This window comes from Pseudomonas sp. GW821-FHT02H09 (assembly GCF_059421425.1).
Window position 1 is genome coordinate 168,105 of record NZ_JBWKVA010000013.1, and the last position, 18,595, is coordinate 186,699.

Genomic DNA, 18,595 nt, shown 5'->3' on the forward strand with positions numbered 1-18,595 from the left:
GCGTGCGATTGTGAAAATCAAAAAAAGTCTGGTAGTCCCTTTGCTTTCCGTTGGTCTGTTGGCTGGTAGTACTGCGAGCCAGGCCGCCAGTTGGTGCGAGTCGGGTAAACCGGTGAAATTCGCCGGGCTCAATTGGGAAAGCGGCATGTTGCTCACCGACGTGTTGCAGATAGTGCTCAAGGATGGCTACGGCTGTGATATCGATACGTTGCCGGGCAATTCCATCACCATGGAGAACGCCTTGAGCAGCAACGACATTCAAGTGTTAGCTGAAGAGTGGGTCGGTCGAAGTGAGGTCTGGAACAAGGCAGCCAATACCGGAAAGGTAGTGGGTGTCGGCGCACCGATTATCGGTGCAGCCGAAGGCTGGTATGTGCCGCGTTATGTGGTCGAGGGTGATGTTAAACGCAACCTCAAGCCCAAGGCACCCGACCTGAAAAAAATCGCCGATTTGACCCAATACGCTGGACTCTTCAAGGATCAGGAAGAGCCGAACAAGGGCCGTTTTTACAACTGCCCGGCCGGCTGGACCTGCGAACTGGAAAACAGCGAAATGCTTAAAAGTTACGGCCTCGAAGCGAGCTACACCAACTTCCGCCCAGGTACCGGCCCGGCTCTGGATGCCGCAGTCCTGTCGAGCTACAAGCGTGGCGAGCCTATTCTGTTCTACTACTGGTCGCCGACGCCGTTGATGGGGCAAGTTGATCTGGTCAAGCTGGAAGAGAAGCCAGGCATCGACAAAAAGATCAGCATCAAAGTGGGTCTGTCCAGCGTCTTCCATCAGCAGGCGCCAGAACTGGTTATGGTGCTGGAGAAGGTCAATCTGCCGATCGACCTGTTAAATCAGAACTTGGCTCGGATGACCAAGGAGCACATTGATTCTCCCAAGCTGGCCAAAATTTTCTTCAAAGAGCACCCGGAAATCTGGCACACCTGGGTAAGTGAAGCTGCTGCGAAAAAAATCGACGCAACGCTCTAGCTCGCTATAGGGGGCATGGATGCCCTGTCTCTTACCATCGTTGCAGCATCACTTTGCGTGATCCCCGTCAGCACAACCCCATTCATGTTCTTTCTTCGCCCAATTGCGAAGTGCCCCTTGGCACCCAGGAATAAAGATAATAATCAAATCGCGAGCCGCCGTAGCCTTCGCGGCCAACCAGCCTCTGCAAATCGTTGAAGTCAATGTGGCGCCTCCGCAAGCCGGTGAGGTGCTGGTCCGCATTATCGCAACCGGTGTCTGCCATACCGACGCCTTTACCCTGTCCGGCGCCGATCCGGAAGGTATCTTTCCGGCTATCCTCGGTCACGAGGGCGGCGGTGTCGTCGAGGCCATTGGCGAGGGTGTTACCTCCGTAGCGGTGGGCGATCACGTGATCCCGCTCTACACCCCGGAATGCGGCAAGTGCAAATCCTGCATGTCCGGGAAGACCAATCTCTGCCAGAAAATTCGTGCGACTCAGGGCAAAGGGCTGATGCCTGACGGTACCAGCCGCTTTTCCTACAAGGGCCAACCCATATTCCACGATGAAGGGCAGGATCACCGCCAGCAGCGTGCAAGTACCGAGCATCCACAGTTCGAAGCGACGGACCGAGAGCGTAATGGCAAACCACGCCGAAAATGGCATGGCAATCAATTCCCCGGCGCTGTACACGGTGGTCAGCCAGGAGGCGTCGTCGAGGCCAAAACCGAGTGCACCGCGCACATCTGCCAGCGCTAATGCGCCGACGCGGCTGTTCAACCCCACCATCATGGCCGCGAGGAAAATGCCAGCGAGACCTGCCATGGGGCGTTTCGAGGGCCTGACCAAGGGCGCTCCGGTAGCAGGGAGGTCCGCAGGCGACAATGTGGCGCTACTCATTACCGGAAGTTTGCTTGTCAGCCGGACCGAATGCTTTGCCGACGCCTTGGGTTTCTATTGAGTTTTGTTTGGATATTTGCCCAGGAGCCCGTGTCGTTATCGTGTTTTAAATGACGTAAGACCCTTGCGGTGGACGTGAAATGTATTTTTGGTGAGGACTCATCTCCCGTTGATTCTGTGCAATTGACACCGCCAGCTTGATAATCATGCGTCCGGTTGGCTATGGGTAGAATCCAATAGCGTGGCTTGGGATCACTCCTTTTTTGTTCTTGATACACCCAAAAAACAAGTCCAGAATTGAGTCTTTTCCTACTTCAGGAATAAAAGAAACCCGTTAGATTTCAATGGGGCGGACGCCAGGTGCGAGTCTCGTTTCCCACTCCAGGATTTACAAAAACGCCACTCAATAGAGTGGCGTTTTTGTGTGCGCCCAGCATGGGCGCAATCTTGTGGGTGAAAGTCCCGCCGTAAGCTGACCACAGCGAACGAAGTGAAGCGCAACTGCATGAGGGCGACCGAGTGTGGGGAGGAAGCGTGAATCGAAGCCATGAGCCGATGTACAAGAACCGGATACAAGGCGAAGCCGACCAGGGCGAGCGGGCACAAAATCGCGAAGCTCTTGTGGTCAAGGGTCAGGCGGCGTAAATCCGGTGGTTGTGTGGTGAAGGATTGCGTTCTTACCTGGGGAGATCTCGCCTTGTGCCTGAAAGGGCGACGGCGCTAGCCGGAGCGAGAAGTCAGCAGAGGCCGTGTATCATCCGCTCAACCATGAGGATGATTAAGCTATCTTGTCAGAATGCAGTGTTTGGCTATCCATAGAAATTCGGACTGCGTCATGACGCCAAAACTCGCGATCGCAATCAAGAATCTGTCCATGTTGGTCATAGTTGATGCGAATGATCATTAACAGCGGGCTGCCCTCTGGCAGATTGAGATAATTCGCCACGCTAGCCTGCGCCGCAGTGGGGTAGATATCAAAAGTGGCGCGGCCGCATTGGATGTCATAATGCTTTCGGTAAATGGATGTCAGCGACTGAGTCAGATCAAGCTTCAATATATCCGGGACAAATTCTGGTTTCAGATAATGTTCTACAAACATGACGACGCGCCCATCGACATAACGTAGGCGACGTATGCAGTGCAGCATGCTTGACGGTGGCAGCGCCAACTTCAGGCATAACTCCGGGCTCGCCAATTCCGTACTGGTCGAAATGACTTGTGTGAGCGCCTTGCGCCCCTGACTTTCGACCATCTGGTGGAACAGCGAATTTGTGAAGGGGTTGTACACCAGTCGAGGTGGGGTAACAAACCAGCCGCGCCTGCTTTCCCGATAGATCGATCCTTCCGCCTCCATTCTTTGCAGGGCTTCTCTGAGCGTGATGCGGGTTGTGGAAAACAGGTCGCTCAGCTCTCGCTCGGAAGGGAGCTTGCTACCGGACGCCAGCGTGCCATTGATGATTTGCGTTGCCAATGCGTGATAGATGGTGGCAGCTTGGGTAGTGATTTTTTCTGTCACGGTGTTGGTCTGGATGATTTTAGAGCGCTGATATTATCCCAGTTCATGATTTCATTACCTTTATGACATTCAACTGACTCTCTTCGGGCACACCTCGCCCACTACCCCTCTGACGTTTGATCACCCGAAGCGGGGCTCGACCTTCGTCCGCGTTTGCGCTCTGGTGCATCTTGGGATCGCGTTTACCTTCCTTGTTCCTGGTCGAGCCGGGCACGTGAATGTGCTGCAACGACAGCCCTCAGTGCGCCTCGATCAACGCCAGCAGGTCGCTCCAGGGCAGCACCTGTTCCATCTCGATCAGGTGCTTAACGCGTCCCAACTGTCACATTTCGGTCATTTTTTATGGGTAGCATCCAGTTTCCGCCTCAATCTGGTCTATACCACACGGCTACCCCATGAAAAAAATGCTGATTACGAGTTTGCTTGCAAGTGCCTTGTCGATTGCAGTTTCTAGTGCGTACGCGCAGCCGGACCTGGATGTTTTAGTCGCCGCCGCCAAAAAAGAAGGCGCGGTCAATAGCTTGGGCATGCCGGATAACTGGGCGAACTGGAAAGATACGTGGGCCCAGATCACGCAAAAATACGGCCTGGTACATCAGGACACCGACATGAGTTCGGGACAGGAAGTCGCAAAATTCGAAGCTGAAAAATCAAACGCGTCAGGCGATATCGGCGACGTTGGCCAATCTTTCGGCCCGATTGCAGTCAGAAAGGGCGTTACCCAGGCCTACAAGCCGACCACCTGGGACGATATTCCGGCTTGGGCCAAGGACGCAGACGGTCATTGGATGGTGGCCTACAGCGGGACCATTTCCTTCATCAGCAACAACAAGCTGGTCAAGGATCCGCCCAAGACCTGGGGCGATTTGCTCAAAGGCAACTATAAGGTCACCGTAGGTGAAGTGGGCGTCTCGGCGCAGGCCAATAGCGCTCTGCTGGCAGCGGCGATTGCCAATGGCGGCAACGAAAAGAATCTGCAACCTGCGTATAAGTTATTTGCCGAGCTGGCTAAACAAGGGCGGCTTTCCATGACCGATGCGAATATCGCCAACATGGAAAAAGGTGAGGTGGAAGTTGCGCTGTTATGGGACTTCACATCATTAAGCTACCGCGACAAGATCGATCCATCGCAGTTCACGGTATCCATTCCCGTGGACGGTAGCGTGAGTGCTGGCTATTCAACCCTCATCAACAAATACGCACAGCATCCGAACGCCGCCAAACTGGCGCGTGAATACATCTTCAGCGATGCCGGCCAGATTAACCTGGCGCGTGGTTATGCGCGCCCGATTCGCAGCAATGTCGTCCTGCCGCAGGACGTAACAGACAAGATGCTGTCGGCTGAGCAATATCGTAACGCCAAACCGATCCAGGATTTTGCAGCTTGGGAGACGACCACCAAGGCCATACCACGACAGTGGCAAGAACAAGTCATGATTTATAACAAGTAATTCCACCCGCGTTAGTTCGCTTCTAAAAACCTGCTGCGCGACTTGGGTCGTTCGCTATGGTTTTTAGAGGTGAGCATTAGAACAGAGAGCAGGGCAATGGTCGCACTAAGGTTTTGCTGCGGCCGTATCTCGCGCTCACTTATCAAAAACCATGTAATACGGAATTGCTAGCTGTATGACATCTGCATCGAATCCGCTGGCAATGCCAGCGACTATCGACACCCCGCATTACCCGCGCTTTCGCCACTGGCGGGCGGCGTTGGTTCTGCTGCCCTTGTTATGTGTATTGGTGCTGTTTTCACTGGCACCGACAGCATGGCTGCTGATCAACAGCGTGCAGGTTGATGGCGCATGGTCGCTGGCCAATTTCAGCGAGATCCTGCATTCGCCGTTTTACCGGCAGGCCTTTGGCAACAGCCTTTGGGTTTGCGTCTGCTCCAGCCTGATTGGATTAGCCATCGCGCTGGTGGCCGCCGCTTCGTTGAAACGGGTGGATTGCGTTGTCCGCGACATGACGGTGGCATTCACCAATATGGCCAGCAATCTGAGTGGCGTGTCATTGGCATTCGCCTTCATTATCGTGATGGGAACCAATGGCGCCGTGACATTGCTCTTGCGGCGATGGGGTTGGCTGGCTGACTTTAATCTATACACGCAGACTGGGCTGACGCTGATTTACAGCTATTTCCAGATACCACTAGCGGTACTGTTGCTCTACCCAGCCTTTGATGCGCTGCAAGACGATTGGCAAGAGGCCGCCTCCTTGCTGGGTGCCAGCCGTGCCAGTTACTGGCGCCTGGTTGCGTTACCGGTGCTGCTGCCAGCGATATTCGGCACTTTCATTTTGTTGTTGGCTAATGCCATGGGAGCGTATGCCAGTGCATACGCACTGATGACCTCTAACTACAACCTGGTCACCATCCGCATTTCCAGCCTGGTAGCTGGGGACATTTCTCTGGAACCGAATCTGGCGGCAGCACTGTCCGTGCTTCTGGTGGCGATGCTGGTGTTCGTGGCGATGGTCAACCAGTTCTTAATGAAGAGAAGCTACCATGCACACTAACCGTTATCACCAGTTGGTGCTGTTTGGCTTGATGGCTCTACTCAGTATCCCTGTTCTGGCGACCCTGATTTATTCATTTTCCCAGCACTGGAGTGCAACGATATTACCCGAGGGGCTGACGTTCGACTGGTATCTAAAGTTGTGGCAAGAGCCGCGCTTCTTGACCGCATTTAGCCACTCCCTGTTGATTGCACTGGGCACATTGGTTTTCAGCACAGTGGTCATCGTGCCTGCCGCATTTGTTGTGTTCTATTATTTTCCGCACTTGGATCGTTGGATGAACATCCTGATTTTGATCCAGTTCGCGGTGCCGCCTGTGGTCTCGTCAGTGGGCTTGTTGCAGATTTATGCCGACGGCCCGTTACCGCTGATCGGTACGCCGTGGGTACTGATAGGGTGCTATTTCACGATTGTCCTGCCGTTCATGTACCGGGCACTCGCCAACGGTCTGCAAGGGCTGAACGTGCGTGACCTGATGGATGCGGCGCATCTGCTAGGGGCAAGCACTTCCGCGGCTTTTTTGCGGGTGATCTTGCCCAATATCCGCAAGGGCCTGATGGCATCGTTGTTTCTCTCGTTCTCCTTCCTGCTGGGCGAGTTTGTATTTGCCAACATACTGGTTGGCAGCCGTTACGAAACCTTGAACGTCTATCTCTATTCCGTGCGCTCCACCAGCGGCCATTTTATGAGTGCCGTGGTGATGAGCTATTTCATATTTACGCTGGGCGTGACCTGGATTGCCACCCGCTTGAGTCGATAGGACTGTGCGATGAATTATCTTGAAGTATCCAACTTGTCGAAATACTTCGGCAAAGGCTCGGGCAAGACCCGCGTGTTTGACGACATCAATTTCAATATCAAGGAAGGCGAACTGGTGACCCTGCTCGGCCCCAGTGGCTGCGGCAAGTCGACCTTATTGCGCTGCGTCGCCGGTTTAACTGAAGTCGATAGCGGCCAGATTCATGTGGCGGGAAATAACATTACCCATGTTGCTCCGCAAAAACGCGGCATAGGCATGGTATTCCAGAGTTATGCGTTGTTTCCGAATCTGACGGTGATGGGCAATATTGCCTTCGGCCTGAAAATGCAGGGCGTCTGTGTCGATGAAACCTTCCAACGAGTGACCGACGCGGTACGTCTGGTTGAATTGCAGGGGCACGAGAATAAATTCGTGAGTCAGCTCTCCGGCGGCCAGCGTCAGCGTGTCGCCCTGGCACGGGCATTGGTGGTGCGGCCGCGCATCCTGTTGCTGGATGAACCACTGTCGGCACTGGATGCGCGCATCCGCAAGAACTTGCAGGAAGAGATCAGACGGATCCAGTCGCAGCTGAAACTGACGACCATTTTCGTGACCCACGATCAGGAAGAAGCGCTGATGCTGTCCGACCGCATCATTGTCATGGATGGCGGTCGCATCGTGCAGGAAGGGAGCGCGGAGACCATCTACACCCGTCCAGCCAATGGTTTTGTAGCGCGCTTCATGGGCAGCTACAACCTGCTGGATGCCAGCCAGGCGGAACAACTGCTTGGCCTGCACATACAAGGGCAACTGGCAATCCGGCCGGAAGCGATCCATGTGGCGCAAGCCGGCCGCAGCTATGGCCCACATCTGGGCGCGCCGTGCCGCGCCACGGTACGTCACCATCAACTGCTTGGTAATGTCATTCGTTACCACGTCGATGCGCAAGGCTGCTCGTTGATGGTCGATATGCTCAATCGCAGTTCGCAATCCTTGCTGCCGGCAGGCGCGCGGCTCGACCTGCTGTTCAATCGTGAAGAACTGCAGGAGGTCGCATGACGATTTTGGCTATTTTTGACATGGACGACACCATTATCGATTGCGATAGTTCCAGTCTCTGGCTGCGCTATCTGGTGCAGCGCGGTGTGGCAGCAGCCGACATGCTGGTCACCGAGCAGGCGATGATGCAAGCCTATCATCTGGGCGAACTATCCATGGCTCAGTACATGGACTTTACGCTCCAACCGTTGTCCGGAGTGGCCGTCAGCGAAGTGGAACGATGGGCTGATGACTTTGTCTCCAGCATGATTTCCACGCGCATATTTCCAGCCGCGCGTCGGCAAATTGAGTGGCATCGCCAACAGGGAAACACGCTATTAATCATCTCGGCTACGGCTGACTTTATCGTCCGCCGTATCGCGGCCATGCTGGACGTGAGCGAGGTGATCGCCATCGAGCTTGAACAGGTAGCTGGCAACTTTACCGGTGCGACTAAAGGGGTGCTCAGTTTTCGGGAAGGCAAGGTAGAGCGCTTGCAGGCGTGGCTGCAGAACCATGGCAACAGTTTGCAGGGCAGCTATGGCTACAGTGACTCGGTGAATGATTTGCCGCTATTGCACGCGGTCCAGCACGCGTGCGTCGTCAACCCCGCGCCAGCGCTCAAACAGGTATCCGACCAGCATCAATGGCGACAGTATGACTGGCAGTTGGCGCCACATGAGCCCAGCGTTACGGGTCAGACCCAAGGGGTAGCATGCCGTTGATCCAGTTGCGTTTCGATGCATTATTGCGCCACAAAGCAGCGGGCCTGCCGGTACCTCAGCTAACCCCGGCGCTGGCGGCCAAGCTGCTTGAACGACTCGATGGCATGCGCTTGTTCGCCCATGCTTACCCCCAGCTGATGAAGCTGACCTATGGAACATACCGGCCGATTGACCTGCTGGATTTCGCCTATCGTCATGCACTCGACGGCGTCAGCATTCATCTACTGGATGGCGAAGAGCGCAGTCTTCAGCGGATGAGCGACGATCAACTGCGCATTGTCAGCCAAAGGGCCGAGGCGCTGGGGTTGGACATCCACCTGGAAATCAGTAGTACCCAAAAGGCGGACGTGGATCGGGTGGTTGAGGTGGCGCATGTTATGGGGGTGCAGAACATCCGCGTCTATTCGCGCTATGGAGGACGGCTTTCCGAGGTTTTAAACACCATCGAATCGGACTTGCACTACCTCGCCAGACAAGCCGAACGGTATGACCTCTACATTGACTTTGAACAGCATGAAGAGCTGAAAAGTAGCGAGATTGTCACACTGCTTGAGCGCATCAATCATCCACGGCTGCACGCGCTGTTCGATTTCGGCAATATGATCAATGCCGCCGAACAACCGTTAGCGGCGCTGAAAACCCTGGCTTCGCATATCCGGCAAGTGCACATGAAAGGTGTGCGTGTCGTTCCCGAGGAAAATGGAGTCGGTCACTATGGCGTACTACAGGGCAGTGCCGAGGATGACCTGCCCAATGCCCGTATGTTGTTCGAGCTGTTGATGCTCGGAGAGAATGGATCCCAGGTCATCGCTTTTATCCTGGAGCAGGAAAACCACTATATCGCCCCCGCATTCCGTCAAGTGGACGAGGGCGAAGACCCCATTATTCCTTACCGAGAGATGAGTCAAACCTCATTGCCCGAAGGTTTTACGCTGGAGCAGATGATGGCCGAGGAGGAGCGTTGGGCAATCAACCAGATTGCTTATGTCCGCGGTCTGCTGCAAGAGTTCAGATTGCTGGCAGAACTTGCGCTTCAGCGGGAGGGGTCCCTGCCAGGAGGAAAGAGTTCATCCATCATTCCTTCAAAATCGTAAAACTCATACTTGGGTCGCGGTCCATACTCAATACCGTTTGATGACTACAAGCAGTAAAAAAGCGGCCATCCACAGATGGCCGCTCTCAATCAGCCTTCCACCAGAGCAGACTATTTATTGGCTTTCACTGGCCCTTGATAGTAAGGCAGGTTATCAATCCGTGGCGTGTAGGCGCCACTCGCCACGCTGTTCTGAACATGCGCCGCGATCTCGTCCATACGAGCGAACCAGACATCGCCTTTAGACATCATATAGTCGATCAGTTTGGTGACCTCATGCCACCGCGCCAGACGACCAGAAAGGAACGGGTGCCAAACCGGTATGAACAGACCTCCGTATTCCCACGCGGCATCAAACTCGGCCTTGAACACCTCAACTGCTCTTTGAGGCGATTGAATCGGCATCTGAAAATCAAGGTCGATACTGTGCATATACTGAGGCCAGTCATCCAGGGCCCAGCTTGAAGGCAGCTCCACCAGTTCGCCAGCAGAGGTCCGTAATAAATAAGGAATATCATCTCCCATCAATGATGCGTCATAACTGAAGCCGCGCTCGATCAACAAGTCAGCAGAGTGCTCTGACATGTTGTAGAGCGGTGCCCGCCATCCGCGCGGTGCCTGGCCGGTAAAGCGCTTGATAGTGTCGCAGCCGCGATCGAGCCAGTAAGCTTCCTCGTCTCGACTCAGCTCGTTTGGATGCTCATGTATGTAGCCATGATGGGCAATCTCGTGACCACCTTCGACAATCGCCTCAATGGCTTTGGGATAGTGCTCGATGCACCAGGCCGGGATAAAAAATGTCTGTTTGATCTGGAAACGTCGATACGTCTCCAGAATCCTTGGCACCGCCACATCAGGACCGTATTGCAGCATTGAAATACTGGCAACCCGTGTCGCTGAGTCTTTGGGGTGTGCCACATGCAGAATGCTGTCTGCATCCATATCAAAGGTAAAGGCTACGGCACAGCGTGCGCCATTTGGCCAAATAATAGGGTTGTTAATCATGCTTGCTCCTGACTGCAATAATTACCAAAAATACGTCTGTAACAGCTGCCGAGAACTGATATCAATATTCGTGATCAATTAGCCAGTCAGAATAATGTGCTATGCCTTGTTCAAGGCTCCACTGCGCTCGATACCCCAATTCCCGCTCCGCAGCACTAAGATCCCACTCTCCCTGTCGATCCAGATGCCAGTAACCACCACCGATTTCGATCTGGGCAGCAGGCATCAGCTTCCTGATGATATCGACGGCCTCATGCAGCCTCCAGGGACGATCGCCCGCAATATTAAACACACTGCCTTTGATGTCTTTAGCTTCCGTCGCTATCAGCACCGCACGGACAACGTCTTGCACATGAATATAATGGAATCGATGGTCGCCACCGGAAGGCAGTGTGAACTTTTCACCACGATGAACGGCTTTAAGTATATCCCTGAGAATTTGTGGCATTTTATTTTCAGGGCCATAGACTTCCGCAATTCTCAGCGAGATGACTTCCATGCCATAGAGTTCGTTATAGACCCGACCAAAGTGTTCAGTGGCCAGCTTGGTTACACCGTAAGGCGTGGTTGGGTTGACCGGCGCTTGTTCATTAACCACGCCCTCGACATGCCCATAGACCGCCTCGGAAGAGAAATTGACGAGCTTTTTAACGCCTGCCATGCGCATGGCTTCAAGTAAATGAATGGTGCCATCGATATTGGCCGCCACCGTGGTAATCGGGAGCTCTATGGACAAGTCAGGGTGCGACATGGCCGCTGTATGAATGACGCGATCAACCCCAAACTCCTGGAGGGTCCTGACAATTTTCGGAATATCGAACAACTCACCCTGTACGGCAGTCATGAATTCGGACTTGGCCTCTGAGTAGTCACGATTGTAACTCACCACGTGAACACCTTGCTCACTGAGCTTCTTGGTTAGGTATCGACCCACATAACCCAGACCACCGGTAATCATTACAGCGCTCATTTTGTATTCCTCTTATTATAATTACGCTCGAGCCACTTATTTAATATGGAGAAATCCGGGCTCACTGAAATTCAAGTTCAACCAGCCAATCAGATTGCGGTTCCGCCATTAGGGCTGATTACCTGGCCAACCATGTAATCTCCCGCGGGGCCGGCCAGGGCTTCGACCATGGACGCAATCTCATCCGGCTTGCCGAAGCGCTTCAATGGAATCGTCTCGCGCGTCTCATCGTTGTATTCGATGGTGTCCTTGATCAGCATGTCCGTCTCGATCGGGCCCGGTGCCACCGTGTTCACCAGGACACCTGACGAGGCAACCTCCTTTGCAACCGCTTTTGTCAGCGCGATCACCCCACCCTTGGAGGCGCAGTACGCCGCGTAGGTCGCAAATCCAATCAGCCCCAACTCGGAGCTGATATTGATGATCCGCCCTTGACCGCGAGCCAGCATGCCCGGCAATACGGCCTGCATACAGGCCCACGTCCCCCCGAGATTGGTGCTGATCATCTGCTCCCACTGAGCCCAGGTCGTCTGTGCAACGGTGGCAGAAACCAGCCGTCCGGCATTATTGACAAGGATGTCGACCCGCCCATAGCGACGCTCTGCCTCCCGGATGATTCCGGCTGCCGCTTCAGGATCACTGACATCCGCTTGAACTGTGATGCCATCGCCACCGTTTTCTTCGGCGAGACCTATCACCGCTTCCAGTTCATCGCTGCAGTCGAAGTAGTTCAGTACCAAATGATCGCCATTGGCAGCAAAGCGCTTGGCGGTCGCCAGCCCAATACCCTTTCCAGCCCCAGTGATAACGACAACGCGCTTCATACGTTCACCTATAGTTTTAATTAGAGTGATATTCAGGCTCGGCAATAGATTCGGCTAAAGCAGGCCTTCATCGTGAAGTTCTGCCTTACCCTCGGCATCATGATTGAACGGATACTTTAGAAAGCACAGTTCGCTTGGAGGTATACGAGCGCCATACCAGGATCATTACCCCGGACACTATTGTCAGCACTCCCAAGTACCAAGCGGTGTACATGTCTTCCGGAGAAACCGGATTTGCCCCAGCGGTATAGCCGATGTATCCCAGCACAAGGATTGCCAGAGACGCCGGGATCGACAGTGCCGACCACATCCAGAAACTGTGACGGCGCCAGCTCATCGCAATGAACGCTGCGATAGCGGCCATGTAGGACATGACCAGCGTGATGGTCACTACGTCGTAGTACCACGAGATCTTATCCAGCGGTTTCCACCAGAGCAGCGCGATGGCAACGGCCGAAACGAGGACACTGGCCAGCCAGGGGGACTTCGTTTTGTTGACTGAGCGCAACGCTACTGGCAGATGCCCTTCTTCACTCATCCGGTAGAGCGTACGAGCCGCCGCGCTAGAGGAAATTTGCAGTCCGGCGCAGGCCGATGTGATCACCACGAACAATGCGATCCAGGCCATGGCGGGTGGCAAGTAGACGTTAGCGACAGCAGCGATAGGTCCACCATTACCGTCTTCGATGATTGCCGCCAATTTCTCTACCGGCACCGCGAACTGCCAGCCGATAGCCGCGAGGCTGTAAATGAGAAAGGCTGAAGTCAGCACGAGCAGCATGGAGCGTTGAACCGTCCGAACCGGAATTCGCGACTCTTCTATATAGTTGATCGCTGAGTCGAAGTTGGCGAGCATCCAGACGCCGAACAGCACACCCGGTCCAATCGCGGACCAACCACCAGCGCCCTGCAATGAATACATGGAGGTGATCGACAAGTCTTTGACCTGAGGATTGATCAGCCCCAGCAACCCGAGTCCAGCGACAACGCTGATTTCGAAAATCAGAAAGACGCTGGCGACTTTGGCTGTGGCATTGACTCCGTTGCAGGAAATGACCAGGAAGATCAGGATCAGGCTCGTCCCGATCACTTTAGCGCTCAGCAGTCCAGCCACTGCCGGGATCAGCGCCTGTATGTATTCAGTACCGATGATTGCGCACATGGCCATCACCGCAGTGCATGCAACCGCATACGCCCAGCCGAGTACCGTCCCTATACTGGGATGCAGAAATCTCGTAGTGAATGTGAAAATTCCACCTGCTGACGGCGCCTGTCGAGTGAGCGAGATCATGCAGAACGCCATCACCAACATCGGAAAGAAGTACGCAATCAAAATGGCCAGCGGCGCATGGTGGCCTGATATTGAGTAAAGTATCGACATCGAGGAGGCAGCGATCCAGCCTGGCGCATTGAAGCCAAGCGCCGAAAAAGTGACATCCCTGGTATTGAGCGTTGCTTTGTTAAGCGCCGTATCCAGCTCACGGACAGTGCCGTTACGGTCATACCCGATTATTTCATAGAGGTTCATTTTTCAGGCTCTGATTAATAGCTATAGAAGGTGTTATAACGCCAAATAGTGGTTAGTTACTTGGGCGTCGCTTTTATTATCCAGCTAAGCAGAATGCAGATATTGAAAGTCCGAACAGGTCTAATTATGGCGGTTTACCCCCGACTTGGTTTGTGTTGTTTTCTGTGTTCGTTTATCTCGTTGTCCCGAAAAAAACCTTCCGTCAGGAATCAATTTTATTCAGGTTTACTTTCAGTTGCCCACATCAATGCGCGCAACGTGCGCCATGTCTGCAAACAGTTGAATTTTGGACTGAGCAAGTAAGTTGACAATAATTGATTATGGGTCGGGGGAGCTGGACACCTGGGCCAGCCGGGGTCGCGTTCACAGAGTTATTCATGGCCTGCCTTTCTATACTGGCTATATTATTCTTGTTTTTGCCTGCTCCATGGCAACCACCCGATTGTGCCGGCATCATCAAGACGCTGAGCGGGAGTGGACCATTATAATAACGGGCCAAAAATACCTAACATCCACAATCACAGATGCTTGTATCTGAGTTGCCGAAGTAAGCAAATGAGCAAATCGACAACCCAATGACTGGCCAGCGCCCGCTGAAGACATTCAGATTCGAGCCCACTCAAGGTTAGCGACTGCGGCTGTCGTGTACTTGCTGATCGGCATGGTAGGACGATCTCACTAATGGCCCGGAGGCGACATTCCTGAATCCCATTCCCAACCCCATTTCGGCGAACCAGGCGAAGGTGTCCGGATGCACGAAGCGCTGCACCGGCAAGTGGCTGCGAGAGGGTTGCAGGTACTGACCAAGTGTCAGCATGTCGACCTGATGTTCACGCATACGCTGCATCACCTCAATCACCTCGTCGTCCGTTTCGCCCAACCCGAGCATCAGGCCGGACTTGGTCGGCACTTTGGGTACGCGCTCTTTGAAGTTCTGCAGCAACGCCAGCGACCACTGGAAATCCGAGCCCGGGCGCGCAGCCTTGTACAGGCGCGGCACCGTTTCCAGGTTATGGTTGAACACGTCGGGTGGCTCCTGCCCGGTGATCGCCAGAGCCACATCCATGCGCCCGCGATAATCCGGGACCAGCGTTTCCAGCATGACGTCCGGCGACAACTTGCGAATCTCACGTAGACAGTCAGCAAAGTGCTGGGCACCGCCGTCGCGCAGGTCATCGCGGTCTACCGAAGTGATCACCACATAGTTCAGACGCAGATCGGCAATGGCGGTCGCCAGATTGCCGGGCTCCTCTGCGTCCAATGGCTTGGGTCGACCGTGACCGACGTCGCAAAAAGGGCAACGACGGGTGCAGATATCGCCCATGATCATGAAGGTCGCGGTGCCGCCGGAAAAACACTCACCCAGGTTTGGACAGGAAGCTTCCTCGCAGACACTGTGCAGCTTGTGCTTGCGCAGCAACGCCTTGATCCGCGCCACTTCGGGTGACGTCGATAGCGGTACGCGTATCCAATCGGGTTTGCGCGGGACCTCTTCAGTGGGGAGAATTTTTACCGGAATGCGTGCCACTTTATCGGCACCGCGCAGTTTTACGCCGGGCTGTAGTGGTTGGGGGCGCCTGTCGCTTATCTGGATTTGTGTCATATCCCTGCTCCAAAAGGTCGCGCTCTGCTATGGAGCGCGCACCTGTTCAACCACGGTAGTAACGCTGCTCAATGAATGGTGTTCTGACCACTTGCATAGGCACGACCTTGCCTCGCACCAGGGCGTACACCTCAGTCTCCTGCTGGCTGTATGCATTCTCCACATACCCCATGGCGAGAGGCCCGCCCAGACTGGGACCGAAGCCGCCGCTGGTGACCCGACCGATCACTTGCTGATTCGCATTGACGATCTGCGTGCCTTCGCGCACCGGCGTACGCTCCTTGGGTAGCAGGCCGACGCGCTTGCTGACGACTCCATCACGCTGCTGAGCCAGGATTTGCTCGGCGCCCGGGAAGCCACCGGCACGTACACCGTCTGCCCGGCGAGACTTGGAAATGGCCCAGGCCAGGCTGGCTTCAATCGGCGTAGTACGCTGTTCCATATCGTGCCCGTACAGGCAAAGACCGGCTTCCAGGCGCAACGAGTCGCGGGCTCCCAGGCCGATGGCCTTGACCTCTGGCTCGGCCAACAGCGAGCGGGCCAGGACCATCGCCTGCTCCACAGGAACAGAAATTTCGTAACCATCCTCGCCGGTGTAGCCGGAACGGCTGACATAACAATCGACCCCGAGCAAGCGCACGCGAGCGAACTGCATGAACGTCATGGCCTTCACCTCGGGTGCCAGACGACCCAAGACCTCGGCCGCACGCGGCCCCTGGAGAGCGAGCAAGGCGCGGCTGTCGAATAGCGATTCAACCTCGCAGTGCCCTCCCAGGTGCTGGGTCAAATGAGCCAGATCCTGGTCCTTGCAGGCGGCGTTGACCACCAGAAACAAATGATCCCCGGCATTGGCCACCATCAGGTCATCGAGGATGCCACCATCTTCATTGGTGAACAGCGCATACCGTTGCATGCCTACTGGTAGATCGATGATATCCACTGGCACCAGCGCCTCCAGGGCCTTGGCCGCACCGGCACCGTGAAGTCGGATCTGGCCCATGTGTGAAACATCGAACAGGCCAGCCTGTTCGCGGGTGTGCTGATGTTCTTTCATAACGCCTAAGGGGTACTGCACCGGCATTTGGTAGCCTGCGAACGGCACCATGCGGGCGCCAAGTTCAAGGTGCAGTGCGTGCAAGGATGTTTTCGCCAGGGTTTCGGTGGTCATGCAACAAACTCCAAACTGAAAAGTACGATCCGCAAGAGCGAGCAAGCTCGCTCCTGATCACCTTGTAGCGCGAGGCGAATCAGTCGCGGTAAACAGGGAAATCACTGCACATGGCGGCGGCCTGTCTGGCGATATGGGCCTCGACATCGGCATCGCCGAGATGATCGAGGATGTCGCAAATCCAGCCAGCCAGCTCAATGCTCTGAGCTTCCTTGAAACCACGGCTGGTGATCGCTGGCGTGCCAATGCGCAGGCCTGATGTCACGAACGGCGATTGTGGGTCGTTCGGTACGGCATTCTTGTTGACGGTGATACCGGCACGACCGAGGGCGGCGTCGGCGTCTTTGCCGGTCAGGCCCTGACGAATCAGGCTGACCAGGAACAAGTGGTTGTCGGTGCCGCCGGACACTACATCGTAGCCACGCTGGATAAAGACTTCAGCCATCGCCTGGGCGTTGCGGATCACTTGTGCCTGATAGGCCTTGAAGCCTGGTTCCAGCGCTTCTTTAAAGCACACGGCCTTGGCGGCGATCACATGCATCAGCGGGCCGCCTTGCCCTCCGGGGAACACCGCGGCGTTGAGCTTTTTCTCCAGTTCCGGATTGGCCTTGGCCAGGATCAGTCCGCCACGTGGACCGCGCAGGGTTTTGTGAGTGGTGGTGGTGACCACGTCAGCGTACGGCAGCGGGTTCGGGTACAGACCGGCAGCGACCAGACCGGCGACGTGAGCCATGTCGACGAACAGATAAGCGCCGACTTTGTCCGCGATCTGACGGAAACGTGGGAAATCCAGGGTTTTCGAGTAGGCGGAGAAGCCGGCAATGATCATCTTCGGTTTGTGCTCGACGGCCAGGCGCTCGACTTCGTCGTAATCGATCAGCCCGGTCGTGGTGTCGATGCCGTACTGCACCGCGTTATACAGTTTTCCGGAAAAGCTGACTTTGGCGCCGTGGGTCAGGTGGCCGCCGTGGGCCAGGCTCATGCCCAGCACGGTGTCACCGGCCTGCAGCAGGGCCAGATAGACCGCTGCGTTGGCCTGGCTACCGGAGTGCGGCTGGACGTTGGCGTAATCGGCGGCGAACAACTGTTTGGCTCGATCAATGGCCAGTTGCTCGACCACGTCGACGTGTTCGCAGCCGCCGTAATAGCGCTTGCCTGGATAGCCTTCGGCGTACTTGTTGGTCAGGCCGCTGCCTTGCGCCTCCATCACCCGTTGGCTGGTGTAGTTTTCCGAGGCGATCAACTCGATGTGGTGCTCTTGCCGTGCATCTTCGGCATTCATCGCTGCCAGCAGTTCGTCGTCGTAGCCTTTGATCTGGTCGTGCTTGCTGAACATAGTGAAATCCTCTGTTGTTCTTGATGAGTGTTGGGGGCTGACGGTCAGGCGTCTTGATAATCGGCAATCGACGGGCAGGCGCAGATCAGGTTGCGATCGCCGAACACGTTGTCGACCCGACCGACCGGTGGCCAGTACTTGCCTTCGATCAACGATGCAACCGGGTACACCGCCTGTTCACGGCTGTACGGATGCGTCCACTCACCGACGATTTCCGCCGCGGTATGCGGGGCGTTTTTCAGCGGGTTGTCGTCCTGGTCCAGGGTGCCGTTTTCCACCGCGCGGATTTCTTCGCGGATGCGGATCATGGCGTCGCAGAAGCGGTCCAGTTCTTCCTTGGATTCGCTTTCGGTCGGCTCGATCATCAGCGTGCCGGCCACCGGGAAGGACATGGTCGGGGCGTGGAAGCCGAAGTCGATCAGGCGCTTGGCGACGTCATCGACGCTGATGCCGCTGCTGTCTTTCAACGGACGCAGGTCGAGGATGCATTCGTGGGCCACCAGACCATTGCTGCCGGTGTACAGCACCGGGTAGTGCTCTTCGAGGCGCCGGGAAATGTAGTTGGCGTTGAGGATCGCCAGCTGCGAGGCACGCTTGAGGCCCGCGCCACCCATCATCCGAATGTACATCCAGGTGATTGGCAGAATGCTCGCGCTGCCGAACGGTGCCGCGCAGAC

At 55.4% G+C, this 18,595-nt stretch carries 16 protein-coding genes and 2 pseudogenes; 9 read left to right on the forward strand and 9 right to left on the reverse strand.

The window, feature by feature from the left end; translation table 11 throughout:
- Positions 1–10: 10 nt before the first annotated feature.
- The 3 genes and pseudogenes from AC07VR_RS18775 to AC07VR_RS18785 all read left to right on the forward strand — a co-directional run bounded on the left by AC07VR_RS18775 (position 11) and on the right by AC07VR_RS18785 (position 1,920).
- Positions 11–979, forward strand: coding sequence for an ABC transporter substrate-binding protein (locus AC07VR_RS18775; RefSeq protein WP_495012156.1), 969 nt, complete (start codon positions 11–13; stop codon positions 977–979).
- 139 nt (positions 980–1,118) lie between these two features.
- Positions 1,119–1,532, forward strand: a pseudogene (locus AC07VR_RS18780) (alcohol dehydrogenase catalytic domain-containing protein); the annotation flags it as partial.
- Between the two features lie 250 nt (positions 1,533–1,782).
- Positions 1,783–1,920: a hypothetical protein gene (locus tag AC07VR_RS18785; RefSeq protein WP_495012157.1), complete on the forward strand. Its 138-nt coding sequence runs from the start codon at positions 1,783–1,785 to the stop codon at positions 1,918–1,920.
- A 717-nt stretch (positions 1,921–2,637) separates the two neighbouring features.
- Here AC07VR_RS18785 and AC07VR_RS18790 read toward each other — a convergent pair.
- Entirely contained in the window at positions 2,638–3,375 is a 738-nt protein-coding gene (locus AC07VR_RS18790) for a UTRA domain-containing protein (protein WP_495012158.1), read from the reverse strand.
- 395 nt (positions 3,376–3,770) lie between these two features.
- Here AC07VR_RS18790 and AC07VR_RS18795 point away from each other — a divergent pair, with 395 nt between their 5' ends.
- The 6 genes from AC07VR_RS18795 to AC07VR_RS18820 all read left to right on the forward strand — a co-directional run bounded on the left by AC07VR_RS18795 (position 3,771) and on the right by AC07VR_RS18820 (position 9,485).
- Positions 3,771–4,826 carry an ABC transporter substrate-binding protein gene (locus AC07VR_RS18795; RefSeq protein ID WP_495012159.1) on the forward strand — a complete coding sequence of 352 codons (1,056 nt, stop codon included), beginning with the start codon at positions 3,771–3,773 and terminating at the stop codon, positions 4,824–4,826.
- A gap of 202 nt (positions 4,827–5,028) precedes the next feature.
- Positions 5,029–5,889 (forward strand): ABC transporter permease, encoded by an 861-nt coding sequence (locus AC07VR_RS18800; protein ID WP_494993364.1) that lies wholly within the window; start codon positions 5,029–5,031, stop codon positions 5,887–5,889.
- Positions 5,879–6,649 carry an ABC transporter permease gene (locus tag AC07VR_RS18805; RefSeq protein ID WP_494993182.1) on the forward strand — a complete coding sequence of 257 codons (771 nt, stop codon included), beginning with the start codon at positions 5,879–5,881 and terminating at the stop codon, positions 6,647–6,649. The genes AC07VR_RS18800 and AC07VR_RS18805 overlap by 11 nt, the downstream gene beginning before the upstream one ends.
- A 9-nt stretch (positions 6,650–6,658) precedes the next feature.
- Complete coding sequence (locus tag AC07VR_RS18810; RefSeq protein WP_494993181.1) at positions 6,659–7,687, forward strand: ABC transporter ATP-binding protein; 1,029 nt, start codon at positions 6,659–6,661, stop codon at positions 7,685–7,687.
- Positions 7,684–8,391 (forward strand): HAD family hydrolase, encoded by a 708-nt coding sequence (locus AC07VR_RS18815; RefSeq protein WP_495012160.1) that lies wholly within the window; start codon positions 7,684–7,686, stop codon positions 8,389–8,391. Before AC07VR_RS18810 ends, AC07VR_RS18815 begins: the two co-directional genes overlap by 4 nt.
- A complete protein-coding gene (locus AC07VR_RS18820) occupies positions 8,382–9,485 on the forward strand; it encodes a sugar phosphate isomerase/epimerase family protein (protein ID WP_495012161.1) in 1,104 nt (367 codons plus the stop codon). The genes AC07VR_RS18815 and AC07VR_RS18820 overlap by 10 nt, the downstream gene beginning before the upstream one ends.
- 110 nt (positions 9,486–9,595) lie before the next feature.
- Here the strand turns inward: AC07VR_RS18820 and AC07VR_RS18825 are convergent, their stop codons facing one another.
- The 8 genes and pseudogenes from AC07VR_RS18825 to AC07VR_RS18860 all read right to left on the reverse strand — a co-directional run.
- Entirely contained in the window at positions 9,596–10,489 is an 894-nt protein-coding gene (locus tag AC07VR_RS18825) for a polysaccharide deacetylase family protein (RefSeq protein ID WP_494993178.1), read from the reverse strand.
- A gap of 61 nt (positions 10,490–10,550) precedes the next feature.
- Positions 10,551–11,459, reverse strand: coding sequence for an NAD-dependent epimerase/dehydratase family protein (locus tag AC07VR_RS18830; RefSeq protein ID WP_495012162.1), 909 nt, complete (start codon positions 11,457–11,459; stop codon positions 10,551–10,553).
- A gap of 89 nt (positions 11,460–11,548) precedes the next feature.
- Entirely contained in the window at positions 11,549–12,283 is a 735-nt protein-coding gene (locus AC07VR_RS18835) for an SDR family NAD(P)-dependent oxidoreductase (protein ID WP_495012163.1), read from the reverse strand.
- Positions 12,284–12,380: 97 nt separating this feature from the next.
- Positions 12,381–13,811, reverse strand: coding sequence for an APC family permease (locus AC07VR_RS18840; protein WP_494993175.1), 1,431 nt, complete (start codon positions 13,809–13,811; stop codon positions 12,381–12,383).
- Between the two features lie 625 nt (positions 13,812–14,436).
- Positions 14,437–15,414, reverse strand: a complete 978-nt coding sequence (lipA, locus tag AC07VR_RS18845) for a lipoyl synthase (protein ID WP_495012164.1) — start codon at positions 15,412–15,414, stop codon at positions 14,437–14,439.
- Between the two features lie 46 nt (positions 15,415–15,460).
- Positions 15,461–16,582, reverse strand: coding sequence for a glycine cleavage system aminomethyltransferase GcvT (gcvT, locus tag AC07VR_RS18850; RefSeq protein WP_495012165.1), 1,122 nt, complete (start codon positions 16,580–16,582; stop codon positions 15,461–15,463).
- Positions 16,583–16,661: 79 nt separating this feature from the next.
- Positions 16,662–17,918, reverse strand: coding sequence for a serine hydroxymethyltransferase (gene glyA / locus AC07VR_RS18855; protein WP_495012166.1), 1,257 nt, complete (start codon positions 17,916–17,918; stop codon positions 16,662–16,664).
- A 44-nt stretch (positions 17,919–17,962) separates the two neighbouring features.
- Positions 17,963–18,595 (reverse strand): annotated as a pseudogene (locus tag AC07VR_RS18860) (glycine dehydrogenase (aminomethyl-transferring)); the annotation flags it as partial.

Bases quoted from the DNA above. Each gene is read 5' to 3' on its own strand.
- AC07VR_RS18835 (WP_495012163.1), bottom strand. From the start codon at position 12,283: ATGAAGCGCGTTGTCGTTATCACTGGGGCTGGAAAGGGTATTGGGCTG.
- lipA (WP_495012164.1), bottom strand. From the start codon at position 15,414: ATGACACAAATCCAGATAAGCGACAGGCGCCCCCAACCACTACAGCCC.
- AC07VR_RS18840 (WP_494993175.1), bottom strand. From the start codon at position 13,811: ATGAACCTCTATGAAATAATCGGGTATGACCGTAACGGCACTGTCCGT.
- glyA (WP_495012166.1), bottom strand. From the start codon at position 17,918: ATGTTCAGCAAGCACGACCAGATCAAAGGCTACGACGACGAACTGCTG.
- gcvT (WP_495012165.1), bottom strand. From the start codon at position 16,582: ATGACCACCGAAACCCTGGCGAAAACATCCTTGCACGCACTGCACCTT.
- AC07VR_RS18820 (WP_495012161.1), top strand. From the start codon at position 8,382: ATGCCGTTGATCCAGTTGCGTTTCGATGCATTATTGCGCCACAAAGCA.
- AC07VR_RS18805 (WP_494993182.1), top strand. From the start codon at position 5,879: ATGCACACTAACCGTTATCACCAGTTGGTGCTGTTTGGCTTGATGGCT.
- AC07VR_RS18825 (WP_494993178.1), bottom strand. From the start codon at position 10,489: ATGATTAACAACCCTATTATTTGGCCAAATGGCGCACGCTGTGCCGTA.
- AC07VR_RS18800 (WP_494993364.1), top strand. From the start codon at position 5,029: ATGCCAGCGACTATCGACACCCCGCATTACCCGCGCTTTCGCCACTGG.
- AC07VR_RS18785 (WP_495012157.1), top strand. From the start codon at position 1,783: ATGGGGCGTTTCGAGGGCCTGACCAAGGGCGCTCCGGTAGCAGGGAGG.
- AC07VR_RS18815 (WP_495012160.1), top strand. From the start codon at position 7,684: ATGACGATTTTGGCTATTTTTGACATGGACGACACCATTATCGATTGC.
- AC07VR_RS18810 (WP_494993181.1), top strand. From the start codon at position 6,659: ATGAATTATCTTGAAGTATCCAACTTGTCGAAATACTTCGGCAAAGGC.
- AC07VR_RS18795 (WP_495012159.1), top strand. From the start codon at position 3,771: ATGAAAAAAATGCTGATTACGAGTTTGCTTGCAAGTGCCTTGTCGATT.
- AC07VR_RS18830 (WP_495012162.1), bottom strand. From the start codon at position 11,459: ATGAGCGCTGTAATGATTACCGGTGGTCTGGGTTATGTGGGTCGATAC.